We start from the raw sequence: 18048 nt of genomic DNA on the forward strand, positions 1-18048 counted from the left end.
CGGGCGCCCGCCCCGCCGCGCCTGCGCCGCCGTGTCCCCGGTTGCCGCTATCGTCGGACCTGCCGACCGGCCCTCCCTCGACAGCCCGATCAGACCGCCTGTTCCGACAGCCCAGCAAGGAGCCGCACCGCATGGCGCGCAAGACCAGCGCACCCGTCGCCGACGAGCCGTACGACGAGAACATCGTCGACATCGACGTCGCGTCGGAGATGGAGTCCTCGTTCCTCGAGTACGCGTACTCCGTCATCTACTCGCGTGCGCTGCCGGACGCCCGCGACGGCCTCAAGCCGGTGCACCGCCGGATCCTGTACATGATGGCCGACATGGGCCTGCGCCCGGACCGCGCGCACGTGAAGTCCTCGCGCGTCGTCGGCGAGGTCATGGGCAAGCTCCACCCGCACGGCGACGCCGCGATCTACGACGCGCTGGTGCGCCTCGCGCAGAGCTTCTCGATGCGGCTGCCGCTGGTCGACGGGCACGGCAACTTCGGCTCGCTCGACGACGGGCCCGCCGCGGCCCGGTACACCGAGGCGCGGCTCGCCCCGCCGTCGGTCGCGATGACGGCCGGGCTCGGCGAGGACGTCGTCGACTTCGTGCCGAACTACGACAACAAGCTCACCCAGCCCTCGGTGCTGCCGGCGGCGATCCCGAACCTGCTGGTCAACGGGGCGTCGGGGATCGCGGTCGGCATGGCCACCAACATGGCGCCGCACAACCTCGTCGAGGTGGTCGCGGCCGCGCAGCACCTGCTGGCGAACCCCGAGGCGACGCTCGACGACGTGATGCGCTACGTCCCCGGCCCCGACCTGCCCTCGGGCGGCAAGATCGTCGGGCTCGACGGCGTCCGCGACGCGTACCGCACCGGCCGCGGGTCGTTCCGTACCCGGTCCACGGCGCGCATCGAGAACGTCACGGCCCGGCGCAAGGGCATCGTGGTCACGGAGCTGCCGTACGGCGTGGGGCCGGAGAAGGTCATCGAGAAGATCGCCGACGGCGTCCGGACGAAGAAGATCCAGGGCGTCACGAACGTCCAGGACCTCACGGACCGCGCGCACGGCCTGCGGCTCGTCGTCGAGGTCAAGACGGGCTTCGACCCCGACGCCGTGCTGGAGCAGCTGTACCGCACGACGCCGCTGGAGGACTCCTTCGGCATCAACAACGTGGCCCTGGTCGAGGGGCAGCCGCGCACGCTCGGGCTGCTCGAGCTGCTGCGCGTGTGGGTGGACCACCGCATCGACGTGGTGCGCCGCCGGTCCGCGTACCGGCTCGCCCGCCGCCGCGAGCGGCTGCACCTCGTCGAGGGTCTGCTCGTGGCGATCGTCGACATCGACGAGGTCATCCAGGTCATCCGCTCCTCGGACGACGCGGGCGTGGCGCGCGAGCGCCTGATGAGCGTCTTCGACCTGTCGGAGGCCCAGGCGTCCTACATCCTCGACCTGCAGCTGCGCCGGCTGACCAAGTTCTCCCGCATCGAGCTGGAAACCGAGCGCGGCGAGCTGGAGCGCGAGATCGCCGAGCTGCTCGAGATCCTGTCGGACGACGCGCGGCTGCGCGGCGTGGTGTCCGACGAGATGGGCGAGGTCGCGAGCACCTACGGCACCCCGCGACGCACCGTCCTGCTGGACTCCGCGGGCGGCGCCACGGCGCCGGCCGCGACGAACGGCCGCAGCAAGAAGTCGGCGCCCGCGCTGTCCCTGGAGATCGCGGACTCCCCCACCCGGGTGCTGCTGTCCGCGACGGGCCTCCTCGCGCGCACGTCGGGCGACGCGGCGGACGCCCCGGTCGAGCGCGCCGGGCGCCGCCACTCGCACGACGCGCTGGCGGGCGACGCGCTGTCCACCACCCGTGGGCACGTGGGCGTCGTCACCTCGACGGGGACCCTGCACCGGGTGTCGGTGCTCGACCTGCCGGCCCTGCCCGCGACGGACGGTGCCCCGTCGCTGTCCGGGGGCGTGCCGATGAGCGAGCTGGTGGCGCTCGGTCCCGACGAGCGCGCCCTGGCCGTCGTCTCGCTCGCCGAGGACGCCCCCACGCTCGCGCTGGGGACCGCGAACGGCGTCGTGAAGCGGGTCGCGCCGTCCGACGCCCCGAAGAACGGCGACTCCTGGGAGATCATCGGACTCAAGGACGGCGACCGCGTCGTCGGCGCCGCGCCGGCGGCCGACGAGGACCAGCTCGTCTTCGTCGCCTCGGACGCGAGTCTGCTGCACTTCGACGCCTCGGCGGTGCGCCCGCAGGGTCGCGCCGCGGCGGGCATGGCGGGCATCCGGCTCGGTGCCGGGCAGCGGGTCGTGTTCTTCGGCGTGGCGCGGGCCGCGAGCCGCGACCTGCACACGGTCGTGACCGTCGCGGGCGCGGCCGGGGCTCTGCCCGGGACCGGCGGCGGGTCGGCCAAGGTCACCCCGTACGAGCTCTACCCCGGCAAGGGGCGCGGCACCGGCGGCGTGCGCGCGCACCGGTTCCTCAAGGGCGAGGCCGGCCTGGTCCTGGCCTGGGTCGGCGAGGGGCCGGCGCGCGCCGTCGGGTCGGGCGGCCAGCCCGTGGAGCTGCCCGAGAGCACGGACCGCCGCGACGGGTCCGGCCAGCCGCTCGGAGCCCCGGTCGCCGCGATCGGCTGACGAGACGGCCGCGGGTCACCGCGCCAGGGCGGCCGCGATCGTCTCACCCAGGTCGGCAGGGCGCGTGAACATCGGCCAGTGCCCGGTCGGCAGGTCGACGATCTCGCAGTCGTGGTGCCGGGCCAGCTCGGCCATGTACGGGTGGCCCTGAGCCATCAGGTCCCGCAGCACGCTGCCCGGCATCTCGCACGCGACCACCGTGGAGGGGATGTCGAGCCGACGCGCGTCCGCGCTCAGGCGGTGCGGCTCGCGGACGGTCGCGCCCGGCTGCGGGAGTGCCCGGGCGCGGAACTTCTCACGCAGCTCGTCGGTGAGGCCCGCGAGGTCGGCGTCCTCGAGCTCGTCCCAGGCGGGCAGCTGGTGGTCGACCACGTCGGGCGGCAGGTCCGCGTTCACCGCCTGCCCGTCGGCCATCGGCCCGGAGTCCACGTAGACCACGCGCGCCACCCGCTCCGGGCGGGCGTCCGACGCGGCGTACACGAGCCCGCCGCCCGCCGAGTGGCCGACGAGCGCCACCGGACGGTCTCCCGGCACGACGTCGACCGCGGCGACCACGGCGGCCACGTGGTCGGCCAGGTGGACGCCGGAGCCGTCGGCGCCCCGCGTCATGCCCGGCAGGGTGAGGGGGTGCGTGGTGTGCCCCGCGGCCTGGAGCACGGGGACGACGTCGCCCCACGCGGAACCGTCCAGCCAGAACCCGGGGACCAGGATGATGTCCATGTCCCGACCGTAGGCACCACCACCGACAGGGCACCTGATTCACTGGGCGCATGCACGTCGACCTGCCCGCCGGCTACGAGTTCTCCGCCGACCCGCACCGGCTCGACGCCGCGCGCGTGCACGCGCTGCTCACGGAGCACGCGTACTGGGCCCGGGGCCGCGGCCGCGAGCTGCAGGACGCCGCGATCGCGGGCTCGCGCAACTACGGCGTGTACGAGAGCGGCGGCGGGGCCCAGGTCGCGTACGCGCGCCTCGTCACCGACGCCGCGACGTTCGGGTGGCTGGCCGACGTCGTCGTCGACCCCGCGCACCGGGGAGCCGGCCTCGGCTCGGCCCTGGTCGCGGGTGTCCTGGCCGACGTCGAGCCGCTCGGCCTCAAGCGAGTCGTGCTCAAGGCGTCGGACGACGGGCGACGGGTCTACGAGCGGCTCGGGTTCGTGCCGATCGACGGCTCGGCGGAGTGGATGCAGCGCGCCAGCACCCCGGCGACGACCAGGCACTGACCCACCACGTAGGTGAGCATCACCCAGAACCCGCTCGTGGTGAACCAGGGCGTGAACGCCCCGAGGGCGATCATCGCGTCCGAGACGAGGAACACCGCTGCCCCGACGCCGGTCAGCGGGTGCACGCCCGTGGCGAGGAGCGCCATCGTCACGAGGCACGCCCCGTAGACCACGACGGCGGCCAGCAGCGGGCCCGGGGCGCCGGGCGCGCACACGCCGACGAGCAGGAGCGCCACGCCCGCGTAGACGGCGACGACGCCCGGGCGCCGGGCGAGCGAGGCGCGCCGTCGCGGCCAGAACGCCACGACGTACACGACCTGTGCCGCCAGGAAGCCGGCCACCATGACGAGGAACGCCGTGTCGCCGGCGAAGAGGCCGGGCAGCGAGTCCCCGAGCCAGGCGCACCCGAGCGCCACGAGCACCAGCCGCACGAGGCGCGACCGGGGCGCCGAGGTGGCGCACCACACGGTAGCGGCCAGCAGCGGCATGAGCGCCACCTGCGTGAGTCGTGCCGCGGTGGCGTCGCCGACGGCCTGCGCCACCAGGTGCAGCACCGTCACCATGGCGAGCGCGACCGCCGCCGCCCTGGCCGTCGGCGTGGGCAGCAGCCTCGGCACCTCGTGCGGCTGCAGGCGGGAGCGCTGTCCACGGCGAACGACGTCGGTCACGGCGGGCAGCCTAGCGCCCTCCGGGTGCCCGCCGTGAGTGCGGTGCGCCGTCGTCGCAGGTCGCGGGCCTGCGACGACGGGCACAGTGCCCTCTGAGCTCAGAGCTCGATCGTGCGCAGCGTGGAGCCGTACCGCTTGACGTACCCGAGCCGCGCGTACAGGCCGTGGGCCCCGCTCGGGTTCTGCGTGTCGACGTCGAGCGCGGCGACCGCCATGCCGTCGGCGGCGAACGCGCGCATCCCCGCCACGAGGAGGGCCAGGGAGAGCCGCCGCCCCCGGTAGGCGCGGCGCACGCCGAGGAGCTCCGTGTAGCCGAACGGGTGCCCGCGCACGGCGAAGTCCTCCGTGTACCGGGCCGCGACGTGGTACGCGACCACGAGCGGCTCCCCCGCCCGCAGCGCGGCGGCGGTGTCGGGGTCCGTGGCCGGGTCGGCGAGCAGCGCCAGCACGTCGGGGGCGTCGTCGACGACGGCGAACGACCACTCCGGGGCGTACGCCGTGCGGCCGGAGCGCCACTGCTCCGCCGTTCGCGGCTCGCTGCCCCAGTGGTCGCGGAACGCGTCGTTGTGCGCCAGGCGCGTCGGCTCGTCCAGCGCGTTCGTCAGTGGCACGAGGCGCAGCGACCCGTCCGGGACGACGTCGGGCAGCGGCGGGGCGGCCGGGTCGCGCAGGTCGCGCTCCAGGTCGGCGTAGTAGCGGCGCGGCGTGAAGCCGGCCCGCTCGTAGAGTCGGACGGCTGCCGCCGGCACCGTGTCGGACGCGTAGACCCCGATGCGCGCGGGCACGTCCTTGCCGCCGGCGGCGAGCACCTGGCGGGCGCGCGCCTCCTGCCAGGCGAACAGCTCGGCCCCGATGCCCTCGCCGCGGCGGTCGGGATGGACGCCACCGAACAGGAACGCCCGGACCGTGCCGGTGTCTCCCGGCGGCGAGACCACCGTCGCCCACGCCCGCGCGGTCCCGTCGGTGTCCCGCCCGATCAGGCTGTCCGTGGCCAGGTCGTGCCCGGGCCCGGCGAGGTCGTCGGCCGTCTCGGCCTCGGACTCGCGGACCGGCTCGCCGTCGGCCTCGGCGACCGCGTTGCGCAGCGCGTTGAGGTCCGCGGCGTCCTCGAGCGCGATCGGTGCCCAGGACAACCCGCCCGCGGTGAGCGGGGGCAGCACGGCGGGCGCTCCCACCCGGAGCGCGATCGGGGCGAGCGGAGCAGGGGTGGGGGTCGCCATGGGGTCACGGTAGGCACCCGAGCGAGGTGGGCGCACCGACATTTTCGCGGGCAGCGGGCGCGGCTTGCCCGCACGAGGTCGGTGTGGCAGCGTGCGATCTCCTGACCAGTGCAGACCCGCGACGGAGCGTGCGATGACCGAGACGATCCCCACCGAGCTCGAACAGCTCGACGAGCGCTTCGCCGCCGTCCACGGCGACGCGCACGTGGAACGGCTCTGGACGGGCGCGCGGTGGACGGAGGGGCCCCTGTACGTGCCGGCGGGCCGCTACCTGCTGTTCAGCGACATCCCGAACGACCGGGTGCTGCGGTGGGACGAGGCGAGCGGCGCGGTCGGCGTGCTCGACTCCCCGGCGGGCTACACCAACGGCCGCACCCTCGACCCGCAGGGCCGGGTGGTGACCTGCCGGCAGGGTCCGCGGGACGTCGTCCGGACGGAGCACGACGGTTCGATGACGGTGCTCGCGGACCGGTGGGAGGGCAAGCGGCTCAACAGCCCGAACGACGTCGTGGTGGCGGCCGACGGCGGCGTGTGGTTCACCGATCCCCCGTACGGCATCGCGAGCGACTACGAGGGCGAGGCCGCGCAGCCGGAGATCGGCGGGTGCCACGTCTACCGGGTCGACCCCGGCACGGGTGAGGTGGCCGCCGTCGTCACCGACATGGACCGCCCGAACGGCCTCGCGTTCACGCCGGACGGGCGGCGTCTGCTCGTCGCCGACACGAGCCGGCAGCACGTGCGGGTGTTCGACGTCGACGGCGGCCGGCTCTCCGGCGGGGGCGTCCTCGCCGATCTCGGGGCGGGGCCGGACGGCGTGCGGTTCGACACGGCCGGGCGGGCGTGGGTGGCGGCCGGCGACGCGGTGCACGTGCTCGACCCCGACGGGACCGTCATCGGGCGGCTGCGGCTGCCCGAGGAGGTGTCGAACCTCGCGTTCGGCGGTCCCAAGCGCAATCGTCTGTTCGTCACGGCGACGACGTCGGTGTACTCGCTCCTGCTGTCGGTGAACGGCGTGCCGCTGCTGTGACCGGTGGACGCCCCGTTCGACGGGGCCGCCACGCCGTTACGCTGCACGGGTGACGACCACGCTCGACCTCGACGCCGCGAACGCCCGCTCCGCCGCCCTGCTGGATGCTCTGCGCACCCGGGTGGTCGTGGCCGACGGCGCCATGGGCACGATGATCCAGGCCGCCGACCCGACGCTGGACGACTACCAGCAGCTCGAGGGCTGCAACGAGATCCTCAACGTCACCCGCCCGGACATCATCCGCGGCGTGCACGACGGTTTCCTCGAGGTCGGCGTGGACGCGATCGAGTCGAACACGTTCGGCGCGAACTGGTCGAACCTGTCGGACTACGGCATCGACGACCGCATCCGCGAGCTCGCCCGCGTCGGCGCGGAGCTGGCCCGCGAGCGCGCCGACGTCTACGCGACGCCCGACCACCCACGCTGGGTGCTGGGCTCGATGGGTCCGGGCACCAAGCTGCCCTCGCTGGGGCACACCACGTACGAGCACCTGCGCGACACGTTCGCCGAGCAGGCCGCCGGGCTGCTGGAGGGCGGCGCGGACGCGATCCTGGTCGAGACCAGCCAGGACCTGCTGCAGACCAAGGCCGCCGTGACGGGCGCGCACGAGGCCATGTCCGCCGTCGGGCGCCGGGTGCCGGTCATCGCCTCGGTGACGGTCGAGACCACCGGGACCATGCTCATGGGCTCGGAGATCGGGGCGGCGCTCACCGCGCTGCAGGCCGTCGGTGTGGACGTGATCGGCCTGAACTGCGCCACCGGGCCGGACCAGATGAGCGAGCACCTGCGCTACCTCGCCAAGCACGCCGAGATGCCGGTGTCGTGCATGCCGAACGCCGGCCTGCCCGAGCTGGGCCCGCACGGCGCCGTCTACCCGCTGACCCCGGACGAGCTGGCCGCGGCGCACAGCCAGTTCGTCGACGAGTTCGGCCTCGGGATGGTGGGCGGCTGCTGCGGCACGACGCCGGAGCACCTGGCGCGCGTCGTCGACGCGGTGCGCGGTCGCCCGCTGCCGGAGCGCGAGGTGGAGCGCACCAGCGGTGTCGCGTCGCTGTACTCGCACACGGACCTGTCCCAGGACGCCTCGTACCTGGCGATTGGCGAGCGCACCAACGCCAACGGCTCCAAGGCGTTCCGCGAGGCGCTGCTGGAGGGCCGCTGGGACGACATCGTCGACATCGCCCGCGACCAGACGCGGCACGGCGCCCACCTGCTCGACGTGTGCGTCGACTACGTGGGGCGCGACGGCGTCGCGGACGTGCGGGAGGTCGTCTCGCGGCTGGCGAGCGCCTCGACGCTGCCGCTGGTCATCGACTCCACCGAGCCGGAGGTGATCCGCGCCGGCCTGGAGCTGGTGGGCGGGCGCGCCGTGGTGAACTCGGTGAACTTCGAGGACTCCGACGGACCCGGGTCGCGGTTCCAGCGGATCATGCCGGCCGTGCGCGAGCACGGTGCCGCCGTCGTCGCCCTGACCATCGACGAGGAGGGCCAGGCCCGCACCACCGAGAAGAAGGTCGCGATCGCCTCGCGCCTCATCGACACCCTCACCGAGCAGTGGGGCATGCGGGTGGACGACATCATCGTCGACGCCCTGACGTTCCCCATCGCGACCGGGCAGGAGGAGACGCGGCGCGACGCCATCGAGACCATCGAGGCGATCCGCGAGATCAACCGGCTCTACCCCGGCGTGCACACCACGCTCGGCGTCTCGAACGTGTCGTTCGGTCTCAACGCGGCCGCGCGCACGGTGCTGAACTCGGTGTTCCTGCACGAGGCCACGCAGGCCGGCCTGGACTCCGCCATCGTGCACGCCGCGAAGATCCTGCCGCGTACCGCCATCGACGACGAGCAGTGGCAGGCCGCCGAGGACCTCGTGTGGGACCGGCGACAGTACGACGACGAGGGCAACCTGACCCACGACCCGCTGTCGCATCTGCTGGAGGTGTTCTCCGGCGTCGACGCCGCCGCGATGCGCGACCAGCGGGCCGCCGAGCTCGCCGCGCTGCCCGTGGGCGAACGTCTGGAGCGCCGCATCATCGACGGCGCGCGCAAGGGTCTCGAGGACGACCTGGACACGGCGCTGGCCGACGGCATGAAGGCCCTCGACATCGTCAACACCCACCTGCTGGGCGGGATGAAGGTCGTCGGCGAGTTGTTCGGGTCGGGGCAGATGCAGCTGCCGTTCGTGCTCCAGTCCGCCGAGGTCATGAAGACGGCCGTGGCGCTGCTCGAGCCGCACATGGAGAAGGTCGAGGGCGCCGAGGAGCAGTCCAAGGGCGTCATCGTGCTGGCGACCGTGCGCGGCGACGTGCACGACATCGGCAAGAACCTCGTCGACATCATCCTGACGAACAACGGCTACACGGTGGTCAACATCGGCATCAAGCAGCCGATCTCGGCCATGATCGAGGCCGCCGAGGAGCACGGCGCCGACGTCATCGGCATGTCCGGGCTGCTGGTGAAGTCGACCGTGGTGATGAAGGAGAACCTCGAGGAGCTGACGTCCCGCGGCCTCGACGGGCGCTGGCCGGTCCTGCTCGGCGGCGCGGCGCTGACCCGCACGTTCGTCGAGGACGACCTCGCCTCGCAGTTCCCGGGGACGGTGCGGTACGCCCGCGACGCCTTCGAGGGGCTACGCCTCATGGAGCCGCTGGTCGCGATCGCGCGCGGCGCGGACCCGGAGGCGGTGGGGCTGCCGGCGCTGCGCAAGCGCCGCCACAACGTGGTCACCGTCGACGAGACCGCGCCGGAGGACACGCCCGAGCGGTCCGACGTCGCCACGGACAACGAGGTGCCCGCTCCCCCGTTCTGGGGCACGCGCGTGGTCAAGGGCATCCAGCTCGCCGACTACGCCGCGTTCCTCGACGAGCGCGCCACGTTCATGGGCCAGTGGGGCCTCAAGCCCGGTCGCGGCGAGGGTGGTGCGTCGTACGAGGAGCTGGTCGAGACCGAAGGCCGGCCGCGCCTCGCCCAGTGGCTGGAGCAGATCCGGACCGACTCGATCATGGACCCGACCGTCGTCTACGGGTACTTCCCCGTGTGGTCGGAGGGCGACGACATCGTGGTCGCGCACCACGGCCCGGGGCTGGGCGGCATCGGGGCGCCTGACGGCGGATCCGGCGGCGAGCCCGGGACGGAGCGGCTGCGGTTCACGTTCCCGCGGCAGAAGCGCGACCGTCACCTGTGCCTGGCCGACTTCATCCGCCCGAAGTCGTGGGTCGAGGAGACCGGCCGCTACGACGTGCTGCCGATCCAGCTCGCCACCGTGGGCGAGCCCGTCTCCGCGTACACGGCGAAGCTGTTCGAGGCGAACAAGTACCGCGAGTACATGGAGCTGCACGGGCTGTCCGTGCAGCTCACCGAGGCGCTGGCCGAGTTCTGGCACTCCCGCGTGCGCGACGAGCTGGGGTTCGGCGACGAGGACCCCGCCGATGTCGAGGGCATGTTCAAGCTGGAGTACCGCGGGGCCCGCATGTCGCTGGGCTACCCCGCCTGCCCCGACATGGAGGATCGCCGCAAGGTCGTCGACCTGTTGCGCCCCGAGCGCGTCGGCGTGACGCTCTCCGACGAGCTGCAGCTCCACCCGGAGCAGTCCACCGACGCGTTCGTGCTGCATCACCCCGAGGCCAAGTACTACAGCGTTTGACGCCGCTCCTGCTGAAATGAGGGAGATCCTCTCGAAGCCATTCGAAAGCATGCAGCATTTGAGTTGCCAGCTCTGCCATGATCGAGGTGCTGGTCGCCCGGCGCGGCGAACGCGGGCGCGACGCCCGGGCCGCCGTCCTCCACGAGCTCGGCTCGGCGATCGAGGAATAGGCACACTCCTACTCGGCGGGATCGACGACGGTCAGCCCGAGGCCGACGGCGACCTCCTTCATGCGGAGGTCGTGCGTCACCACGGCGATACCGTCGGGCGCGAGCAAGGTGGCCGTTCCGAGGTGGATGGCGTCCAGCGAGCGCAGGTGCTGCCCAGTGCTGATCGTCGAGGCGGCGCGCACCACGTCGTCGTCGATGTCGATCAACCACAGCGCAGACAGCACCGGCACGCTCAGCGCCAGCGAGAACCGTTCACGTTGGAGGACCCGAGACATCTCCACCTGCAGAAGCTTGGACGAGAAGATCTCCTCACCCGCGTTCCGCGCTGCTGTCCACCAGGCGCGCACCGCCGCGCTGCCCGGGTCGTCCAGGATCATGCGGAGCGCGATCGACGAGTCGATGTACGCCACCACGTCAGTGGTCGCCCTTCGACTCGTCGATGAGCTGGTCCAACGAGAGGCCGGACCGAGCCGCGACAAGGTCCGGAAGGGGCGTATCAGGCGCCGACGGCGGAGTGATCCGTCCCTCGGCCTTCTTGCGCTCCAGCCACGTCGCCTGATCCGTGGCGGGCACGAGGCGTGCCACCACACGCCCGTGCATCGAGATCTCCACCTGCTCACCCTCCTGCACCTCGCGGAGCACCCGGGAGGTCTGCTGGTTGAGCTCGGTGATGCTGATCGCTCGCATGAGTACAGCGTCCCACAGAATAGAAGATGCTTCTAGCGATCGTCCCCGGGCAGCAGCCCGAGGTAGCGCGACACTGCCTTCTCGACCCCAGATGCCGCCGTGCGGCCGCGACCGCCGGGCGGGCCGTGGGCCGCGTAGCCTTCCACGTGCTGCGACAGATGCCCTGCGCTACGTTGCTGGCACGTCGACCCGGAGGTCCCGATGCCGCTCCTCCCCCCGCCCCCCGCCGGTTGGTCCCGCTACATCCTCAAGAGCAGGTTCGGCATGGGACGCGACTTCGCCGTCCTCGCCCCGGACACCGAGGAACAGGTGTGGTTCGTGGACGGCAAGGTGGGCATGCGGCCGAAGGCCGACGTCCAGGACGCCGCCGGGAACGTCGTCTACACCGTCACCGGCAAGATGTTCGGCATCCCCAAGCAGATGACGATCGCCACCGCCGACGGCACCGAGGTCGCCTCCCTGCGGGCCAAGGCCTTCTCCATGATCAAGGACAAGATGACCATGGAGGTCCCGGGCGGCGAGCCCTGGGGCCTCGAGGGGTCCTTCATCGAGAAGAACTACTCCGTCAGCGCGGGCGATCGGCACGTGGTCCAGATCACCCAGAAGTGGGTGACCATCCGCGACTCGTACACCCTCGACGTCGCCGACGGCATCGACGTCGGCCTGGCACTGGCCGTGGTCTGGGCGGTCGACCGCTGGGTCGAACGCGACTGAGCGGCCTTCCGTGAGCCGGCTCGGGCGGACGGCGCGCCGCATTCCGTTCACCCTGGGCGTGGTCGCGACCATGCTCGTCCTGGGCCTGGTTCAGCGCTTCGTCGTCATCGGCATCGCGCGAGTGATCCTGACCATCCCGTTCCTGATCACCAAGAATCGACCCGTGTCCTGCACAAACGCCGGCTCACGCGCCGAGCAGTGCGGCGGGGACGACCGCGATGCCGTCACGGCGCACATAGGCGTCACTGCCTGCCGTGACGACGACTCCCCCGAGACACTTCTCACCCAGCTGGTCGCGGAACCAGTTCAGGTGCCGGACATCTCGGTCGGTCGGATGGGTCGCGAGCTTGATCTCGATCGCGAGAACCGCCCCGTCCCGACGCTCGACGACCAGGTCCACCTCGTGCCTAGCGTCCTGCGTGCGCAGGTGGAAGGCCTGCGCGCGCGACGCTTCCGCGTAGGTCCGGATGCTCATCGTGACCAGGTGCTCGAAGAGCAGGCCGAGCAGCTGCGCGTCGTCGCCTCGAAGCAGCGAATCCGCCGTCGCACCGAGCAGCCTGGCCGCCAGCGCCGGGTCGGCCAGCTGGTGCTTCGGAGCCATCGCCAACCGCTGGAAGTGGTTCTTGCCCATGGTCCAGGGTTCGACCGGGTCGAGGAGCCAGAGTCCCGACAGGGCGTCGCGGTACGTGATCGTCGTCGTCTTCGCCGGCTTGTCGTTCTGGCCAGGTGTGGCTGCGGCGAGGATCGCGTTGTAGGCCGTCGTGGTCGAGGTCGCAGCCGCATAGGCAGCAAGCCATCCCTTGAGGGTCTCGGGTCGACGGACCGGATAGCCCTGCTCGGGGAACTCGCGCTGGACGATGTTGTCCACGTAGGCGTCGAGCAGTTCCTCACGGATGTCCTCCGGCTCGTCCCGGATCCCCGGGAACCCGCCGGCGACGATCTCCCGGACGTAGTCGGACAGCGCCAGATCCGTGGAGCCGGAGGCGTCCACCACGCTACCGAGCAGGCTCGCCAGGCTGACTGTCGGCTCCTCGATCGCTCGCTCCGCGAGGCTGAGGGGGCGTAGCCGGAAGGGCACGATGCGCCCCGCACCGGAGTGCACGGTGGCGCCGCGCGGTGCCGAGCTCCCCGCCAGGATCAGGCGGCCTCGTGGCGCTCCCCCATCGACCGCGTGTCGCACGACGTCCCACGACTCCGGCCAGCGCTGCCACTCGTCGATGAGGATCGGTCCGTCGGCCTCCGACAGCATCTGGTCGGGGGCGACGGCGAAGCGGGTGCGCGTCGCATCACGGTCGAGAGAGATGATCGTCGCGGCTCGGCGGGAGGCGGTCGCCGTCTTGCCCACGCCTTTGGGGCCGTGGATCGAGATCGCACGTAGCTGGGGCTGCAGCTCGTCGAGTCGGTCGTCGACGATCCGTCGCTGGTATGCCACCATGCAGCTACGCTACCGAATCCACCTTCTCTACGCTACCTTTCACACGCCTTCTGGGCGACCTTCTCCACGACGCCACCCACCTGATCAGCGCCGAAGACCACCGGGACACCGAATACCCGTGACCTCGTTCAGGTCCCGCGGCACCATAGGTGCATGCCCTCACCGACCCGCGACGGACTCGTCGTCGGCCCGTCCCTGACGATCCCCCGGGCCGAGTTGACCGAGCGGTTCTCGCGGTCCTCCGGCCCCGGCGGGCAGGGCGTGAACACCACCGACTCCCGGGTGGAGCTGTCCTGGGACGTCGGCCGCTCGGCGGTGCTGAGCCGCGTGCAGCGCGAGCGGATCGCCGCCCGGGCGGGTCATCGCCTGGTCGACGGCGTCCTGACGGTCACGGCGTCCGAGCACCGTGAGCAGCGGCGCAACCGGGACGCGGCAGCGCGTCGTCTGGCCGCGCTCGTCGCCGACGCCGTCGCACCGCCCGGACCCCGCCGTCGCGCGACGCGGCGCACCCGCGGGTCCCAGGAGCGGCGACTCACGGCCAAGAAGCAGCGATCCGCGACCAAGCGGATGCGCTCGTCCCGGCCCTCGCGGGACGACTGAGCCTCAGGCAGACCGGCGACGGCGGACGGCGAGCACCAGCGCCGTGCCGGCCCCGGCCAGCACCAGCGCGGCACCGAGCACCCCGGCGACGGTCGCCCCCGTCACGGGCAGCGTCCCCGGACCCGCCGTGCCGCCGCCCGAGCCGCCGGGACCCGGGTACGGGGGCATGTCCGACGGCGCGTCGGTCGGCTCACCCGGGGCCGTCGGCGCCGGCGTGGGCTCCGCCGGCGTCGGCTCACTCGGTGTGGGGGCCGGGTCGGTGGGGGTGGGCGTCGGGCTGGGCGTCACCGCGTCGTCGTCGTTGGTCACCGTGCAGGTGACGGCACCGCTCTCCCCCACGCCGACGACGCCGTCCGTCACCGGGACGTCGTCGCCCGTGGCGTCGTCGACGCAGGCCCAGCCGAGCGAGGTGTAGCCGTCGGGGCCGTCCTCGGCGAGCGTGTAGTCGCCCGGCTCGACCGGCGCGAACGTCACCGCGTCGTCGCCGGTGACCCCCTCGACGTCGACCGGGCCGCTCGCGGAGAGCGTCCAGTCCTCGGGGACCGCCGTCCCGCCGTCGTCGTTGACGACCTCCTTGACCAGGGTGAGCATCGGCGGGCAGGTCACGCGGTTGGTCACCACGACCTCGCGCGCCGGGGCCGCCGCCGTCGTGGCGTACGGGAGCGGCTCGGGGTCGACCTCCTCGCCGTCGACGCCGGTCACCTCGGCGTCGGCGAGGACACACTGTTCGGGGATCGTCACGTCCTCCGCGACCGTCACGTCCTCGGGCCCCTGGTAGCCGCCGCGCTCGTCGCCCCAGTCCTGGTCCGACGCGCCCGCGCCGCCCGGACCGGTCAGCGTGAGCTGGGCCGCGTACCCGTCGGGCTGGTCCCCCTCGGCGTACTCGACGCCGTCGATCACCCACGTCTTGTCCACGACGATCGCGCTCAGCGGCTGGTTGTAGACCGTGCAGCTGACGAACCCCGCCTCCGGGAGCGTGACGCCGAACGACGTGTCACCGGCGCTCGTCACCGCCAGGGGCGCGTCGCCGTCGAGCTTGTCGACGCACACGGCGTTCTCGCCGTCGACCGGGAACAGGGCATAGCCCGGCCGCTGCGCCTCGGCGACCGTCACGTCGGCGTCCGTGAGCCCGTCGGCGTACTCGACGTCGAACGCGACGCTGCCCGTGCCGTCGTCCGTGGTCGTGGCCGACGACGGGTCGAGGCTCACCCCGGGCGTGCCGGTCGCGGCGTCGAACTGCCAGCCCGCGCCGCCCGGCACCGCACCGGTGACGTCCCCGGCCGCGTTCTCGGCGGGCACGACCGCCTTGGTGACGTTGACGCGCCCCTCGCACCCGCCGAGCACGAGGTCGCGCAGCGCCGAGCCCGCCGTCTCGAAGTCGGCGAGGTCGTAGTAGTCGGCGTCCGCGGCGTTGGTGCCGTCGTAGAACGTCTCACCGGACAGTGCCCGCAGGTTGAGTCGGGTGACGTCGTCGATGCCGGAGCCGACGCCGAGCGCCAGCAGCCGCGAGCCCGTGGCCTTGACGGCGTTCGCGGAGTAGATGCCGTTCTCGACGTCGCGGAAGTGCGTGGTGCCGCCCGTGCCGAGACGCGGGTCCGCGCTGAACCGCGTCGGGTTGCCGTCGGTGATCATGATGACCAGCTCGTAGTCCGGGTCGGCCTGCGCCACCGCCCACAGCCCCTGGTCCCAGTTGGTTCCCGACCCTGTGGTCCAGTCCGCGTACTGCGCCTTGAACTCGTCAGCGCCCTGCTGGGTCGCCACCGAGACGAGGTCCGGGTGGTTGCCGTCCGAGCCGGAGCTCGGTGAGTAGCTGTCGAACGAGAACACCGCCAGGTTCGACGGCGTGCCCACCAGGGCGTCGGCGATCGAGTCCGTGGCGGCCTTGAGGTCGTCGACCTGGCTGCCCAGCGAGGACGAGAAGTCGAGGAGCAGCGCGATGTCCGCGCCGCACTGCGGCGCGAGCTCCGGGTTGGTGCGCGACTGCTGCCAGACGCCCTCCGAGTCGGTGCGGGGCTGGCTGCTGGAGGCGGCACCGAACATGAAGTCGATCGACCCGTCCGTCGACGAGTACGTCTCCCCGCCCGCGAGCGCCGGCGTGGTGAAGACGTAGTCCTGCGCGACCGACTCGCTCCCGCTGCCGTTGCCGACGCGCAGCGTCGGGTTCGTGTACCAGCCGGCGGGCGCGGAGACCTGCTCGACCACGTACTGCGCGCCCGCGTTCGCACCGCCGTCGCCGGTGTCCGGGACGACGAACGAGCAGTCGCCGTCCGCGTCGGACGTGCACAGGCCCCACGTCGGGTCGACCGGGTCGGCATCGCCCGCGGCGGCGAACAGGCCGAGCTCGACGCCGGGCAGCGGCGCCACGTCCCGGGTCCCGGTGCGGTCGCTCCCCACGCTCACCGTGACGACCGACTCGTCCCCCGCCGGAGCCGGGACCTCCGCCGTGGCCACCGGGGCCGCGACGAGCGTCAGTCCCGCACCTCCGGCCACCAGGGCGGCCGTGACCGCCGCCGCCGCGACCCGACCCGCGACCACCTCGCGCATCCCGCTCCTTCGACGCACCGTGTGTACACGAGCACGCTAGCCGCGAGGCTCCCGGTGCGCAGGTCGGGGCGCACCCCGCTCACGGTCGGCGGCACCGTCACCGTCCGGGACCCTGCCGGCGCGAGGTTCCGGTCGTGCGCGGGCCGGGTGCCCGGCCTTCAGCCGGAGCGCCCGCCGGTGATGTAGTCGGTCAGCTGGTCGCGCTCCGCCTGCACCTCGGCCATGCGCCGCTTGACCACGTCCCCGATGCTCACGATGCCCGCGAGGCGGCCGTCCGCGACCACGGGGATGTGCCGCACGCGGTGCTCGGTCATGACCGGCATCAGGTCGTCGAGCAGGGTGCCCGGGGCGCAGGTCTGCACGTCCGTCGACATGATGTGCGCAACCGTGGCGTCGAGCACCCCGTCGCCGTCGGTGTGCAGCCGGCGTACGACATCCCGCTCGCTGACGATCCCGTCGACCCGCGCGCCGTCGTCGGACACGACGACGGCCCCGATGCCGTGCGCGTCCAGCAGGGCCAGCAGCTCGCGGACCGACCCGCTGCGCGGCATCGTGGCGACCGCGTCCCCCTTGTGCCGCAGCACGTCCGTGACCCGCATGCGAACCGCCTCCGTCGCTCAGGGCGGGGACACCGTCGTCCCCGACCCCTGATCCGACGGTACGGCACCCGCCGCCGCTCGACCCGGCGAGGACTCCGACCGGCCGACGGCCTTGACCCCCGCCGCGCGGCGGCGGAGTGTGAGGAGGGACGGCAGTGCCGTCCGGGCGCTGCCCGAGCCAGGGAGTCCGCCATGTACGTACGCACCACAGAGGTTCGCGGGGATCCCGCCCGCGTCGACGACGGGGCACGCGTCGTCCGCGAGGAGATCTTCCCGCAGGTCACCGCGATGGACGGCTGCATCGGGATGTCGCTGCTGACCGACCACGGCACCGGGCGCTGCGTCGCCACCACGGCGTGGCAGTCCGAGGACGCGATGCTGACGAGCGACGCCGCCGTCCGCCCGCTGCGCGAGCGCGCCGAGCGGGCCCTGGGCAGTTCCGGCCCGAGCGCCGTGCATCAGTGGGAGGTGGCCGTGGTGCACCGCGACCACGCCTCCCCCGACGGGTCCTGCGCCCACCTCACCTGGATGAGCTGTGACCCGTCCGCGGTCGACCACGCCGTCGACCTGCACCGGATGGTGGCGCTCGCGCAGCTGGAGGACCTAGGCGGGTTCTGCAGCACCAGCCTCATGGTCGACCGGGAGACCGGCAGGATCGTGGCCACCGACGTCTTCGACAGCAGCACGTCGATCGCGGCGTGCCGCGACGACCTGGTCCGGCTGCACGGGCGGATCGCCGACGACCTCGGCGCCACGGTCGACCGGGCCGAGGAGATGGAGGTCGCGATCGCCCACCTGCACGTCCCCGAGATGGCCTGAGCACGGGCCACCACGCCGGACCGGCCCGGTCGGCGGGTCCGGCGTGGTGCGCGCTCCGATGAGTTCCCGGCCCGCCCC

The 18048-nt window shown here is 72.9% G+C and carries 15 protein-coding genes; 7 read left to right on the forward strand and 8 right to left on the reverse strand.

What is annotated here, in order from left to right; all coding sequences use genetic code 11:
• Positions 1 to 131: 131 nt before the first annotated feature.
• Positions 132 to 2618 carry a DNA topoisomerase (ATP-hydrolyzing) subunit A gene (locus tag EYB28_RS12535; protein WP_166848353.1) on the forward strand — a complete coding sequence of 829 codons (2487 nt, stop codon included), beginning with the start codon at positions 132 to 134 and terminating at the stop codon, positions 2616 to 2618.
• Between the two features lie 15 nt (positions 2619 to 2633).
• Here the strand turns inward: EYB28_RS12535 and EYB28_RS12540 are convergent, their stop codons facing one another.
• A complete protein-coding gene (locus EYB28_RS12540) occupies positions 2634 to 3338 on the reverse strand; it encodes an alpha/beta fold hydrolase (RefSeq protein ID WP_166848356.1) in 705 nt (234 codons plus the stop codon).
• Positions 3339 to 3388: 50 nt separating this feature from the next.
• On the opposite strand from EYB28_RS12540, the gene EYB28_RS12545 reads away from it, so the two are divergent.
• Complete coding sequence (locus tag EYB28_RS12545) at positions 3389 to 3841, forward strand: GNAT family N-acetyltransferase (protein ID WP_166848359.1); 453 nt, start codon at positions 3389 to 3391, stop codon at positions 3839 to 3841.
• Here the strand turns inward: EYB28_RS12545 and EYB28_RS12550 are convergent.
• Both EYB28_RS12550 and EYB28_RS12555 read right to left on the reverse strand, forming a co-directional pair.
• Entirely contained in the window at positions 3757 to 4509 is a 753-nt protein-coding gene (locus EYB28_RS12550) for a lysoplasmalogenase (protein WP_240930540.1), read from the reverse strand. The two genes, EYB28_RS12545 and EYB28_RS12550, sit on opposite strands and share 85 nt — an antisense overlap.
• 98 nt (positions 4510 to 4607) lie before the next feature.
• A complete protein-coding gene (locus EYB28_RS12555; RefSeq protein ID WP_166848362.1) occupies positions 4608 to 5729 on the reverse strand; it encodes a GNAT family N-acetyltransferase in 1122 nt (373 codons plus the stop codon).
• A gap of 133 nt (positions 5730 to 5862) precedes the next feature.
• Between EYB28_RS12555 and EYB28_RS12560 the strand changes: the two genes are divergently transcribed.
• Together EYB28_RS12560 and metH are read left to right on the forward strand one after the other, a co-directional pair.
• Positions 5863 to 6756: an SMP-30/gluconolactonase/LRE family protein gene (locus EYB28_RS12560; RefSeq protein ID WP_166848365.1), complete on the forward strand. Its 894-nt coding sequence runs from the start codon at positions 5863 to 5865 to the stop codon at positions 6754 to 6756.
• A gap of 49 nt (positions 6757 to 6805) precedes the next feature.
• A complete protein-coding gene (gene metH / locus EYB28_RS12565) occupies positions 6806 to 10402 on the forward strand; it encodes a methionine synthase (protein ID WP_166848368.1) in 3597 nt (1198 codons plus the stop codon).
• 178 nt (positions 10403 to 10580) lie between these two features.
• Here metH and EYB28_RS12570 read toward each other — a convergent pair whose 3' ends face one another.
• Both EYB28_RS12570 and EYB28_RS12575 read right to left on the reverse strand, forming a co-directional pair.
• On the reverse strand, positions 10581 to 10982 hold the full coding sequence (locus tag EYB28_RS12570; protein WP_166848372.1) for a type II toxin-antitoxin system VapC family toxin: 402 nt from the start codon (positions 10980 to 10982) through the stop codon (positions 10581 to 10583).
• Between the two features lie 4 nt (positions 10983 to 10986).
• Positions 10987 to 11259: a type II toxin-antitoxin system Phd/YefM family antitoxin gene (locus tag EYB28_RS12575; RefSeq protein WP_166848375.1), complete on the reverse strand. Its 273-nt coding sequence runs from the start codon at positions 11257 to 11259 to the stop codon at positions 10987 to 10989.
• 201 nt (positions 11260 to 11460) lie between these two features.
• Between EYB28_RS12575 and EYB28_RS12580 the strand changes: the two genes are divergently transcribed.
• Complete coding sequence (locus EYB28_RS12580; protein ID WP_166848379.1) at positions 11461 to 11973, forward strand: LURP-one-related/scramblase family protein; 513 nt, start codon at positions 11461 to 11463, stop codon at positions 11971 to 11973.
• A gap of 184 nt (positions 11974 to 12157) precedes the next feature.
• On the opposite strand, the gene EYB28_RS12585 is transcribed toward EYB28_RS12580, so the two are convergent.
• Positions 12158 to 13408, reverse strand: a complete 1251-nt coding sequence (locus tag EYB28_RS12585) for a DUF4143 domain-containing protein (RefSeq protein ID WP_166848381.1) — start codon at positions 13406 to 13408, stop codon at positions 12158 to 12160.
• A 153-nt stretch (positions 13409 to 13561) separates the two neighbouring features.
• On the opposite strand from EYB28_RS12585, the gene arfB reads away from it, so the two are divergent.
• Positions 13562 to 14008: an alternative ribosome rescue aminoacyl-tRNA hydrolase ArfB gene (arfB, locus tag EYB28_RS12590; RefSeq protein ID WP_166848384.1), complete on the forward strand. Its 447-nt coding sequence runs from the start codon at positions 13562 to 13564 to the stop codon at positions 14006 to 14008.
• A 3-nt stretch (positions 14009 to 14011) separates the two neighbouring features.
• On the opposite strand, the gene EYB28_RS12595 is transcribed toward arfB, so the two are convergent.
• On the reverse strand, positions 14012 to 16552 hold the full coding sequence (locus EYB28_RS12595; RefSeq protein ID WP_166848387.1) for a VWA domain-containing protein: 2541 nt from the start codon (positions 16550 to 16552) through the stop codon (positions 14012 to 14014).
• Between the two features lie 158 nt (positions 16553 to 16710).
• Positions 16711 to 17151, reverse strand: a complete 441-nt coding sequence (locus EYB28_RS12600) for a CBS domain-containing protein (RefSeq protein WP_166848390.1) — start codon at positions 17149 to 17151, stop codon at positions 16711 to 16713.
• A 192-nt stretch (positions 17152 to 17343) separates the two neighbouring features.
• Here EYB28_RS12600 and EYB28_RS12605 point away from each other — a divergent pair, with 192 nt between their 5' ends.
• Entirely contained in the window at positions 17344 to 17970 is a 627-nt protein-coding gene (locus EYB28_RS12605) for an antibiotic biosynthesis monooxygenase (protein ID WP_166848393.1), read from the forward strand.
• The last annotated feature ends 78 nt before the right edge of the window (positions 17971 to 18048 follow it).

It is taken from the genome of Isoptericola sp. BMS4, from assembly GCF_011634835.1.
In the GTDB taxonomy this organism is placed as follows: Bacteria; Actinomycetota; Actinomycetes; order Actinomycetales; family Cellulomonadaceae; genus Isoptericola.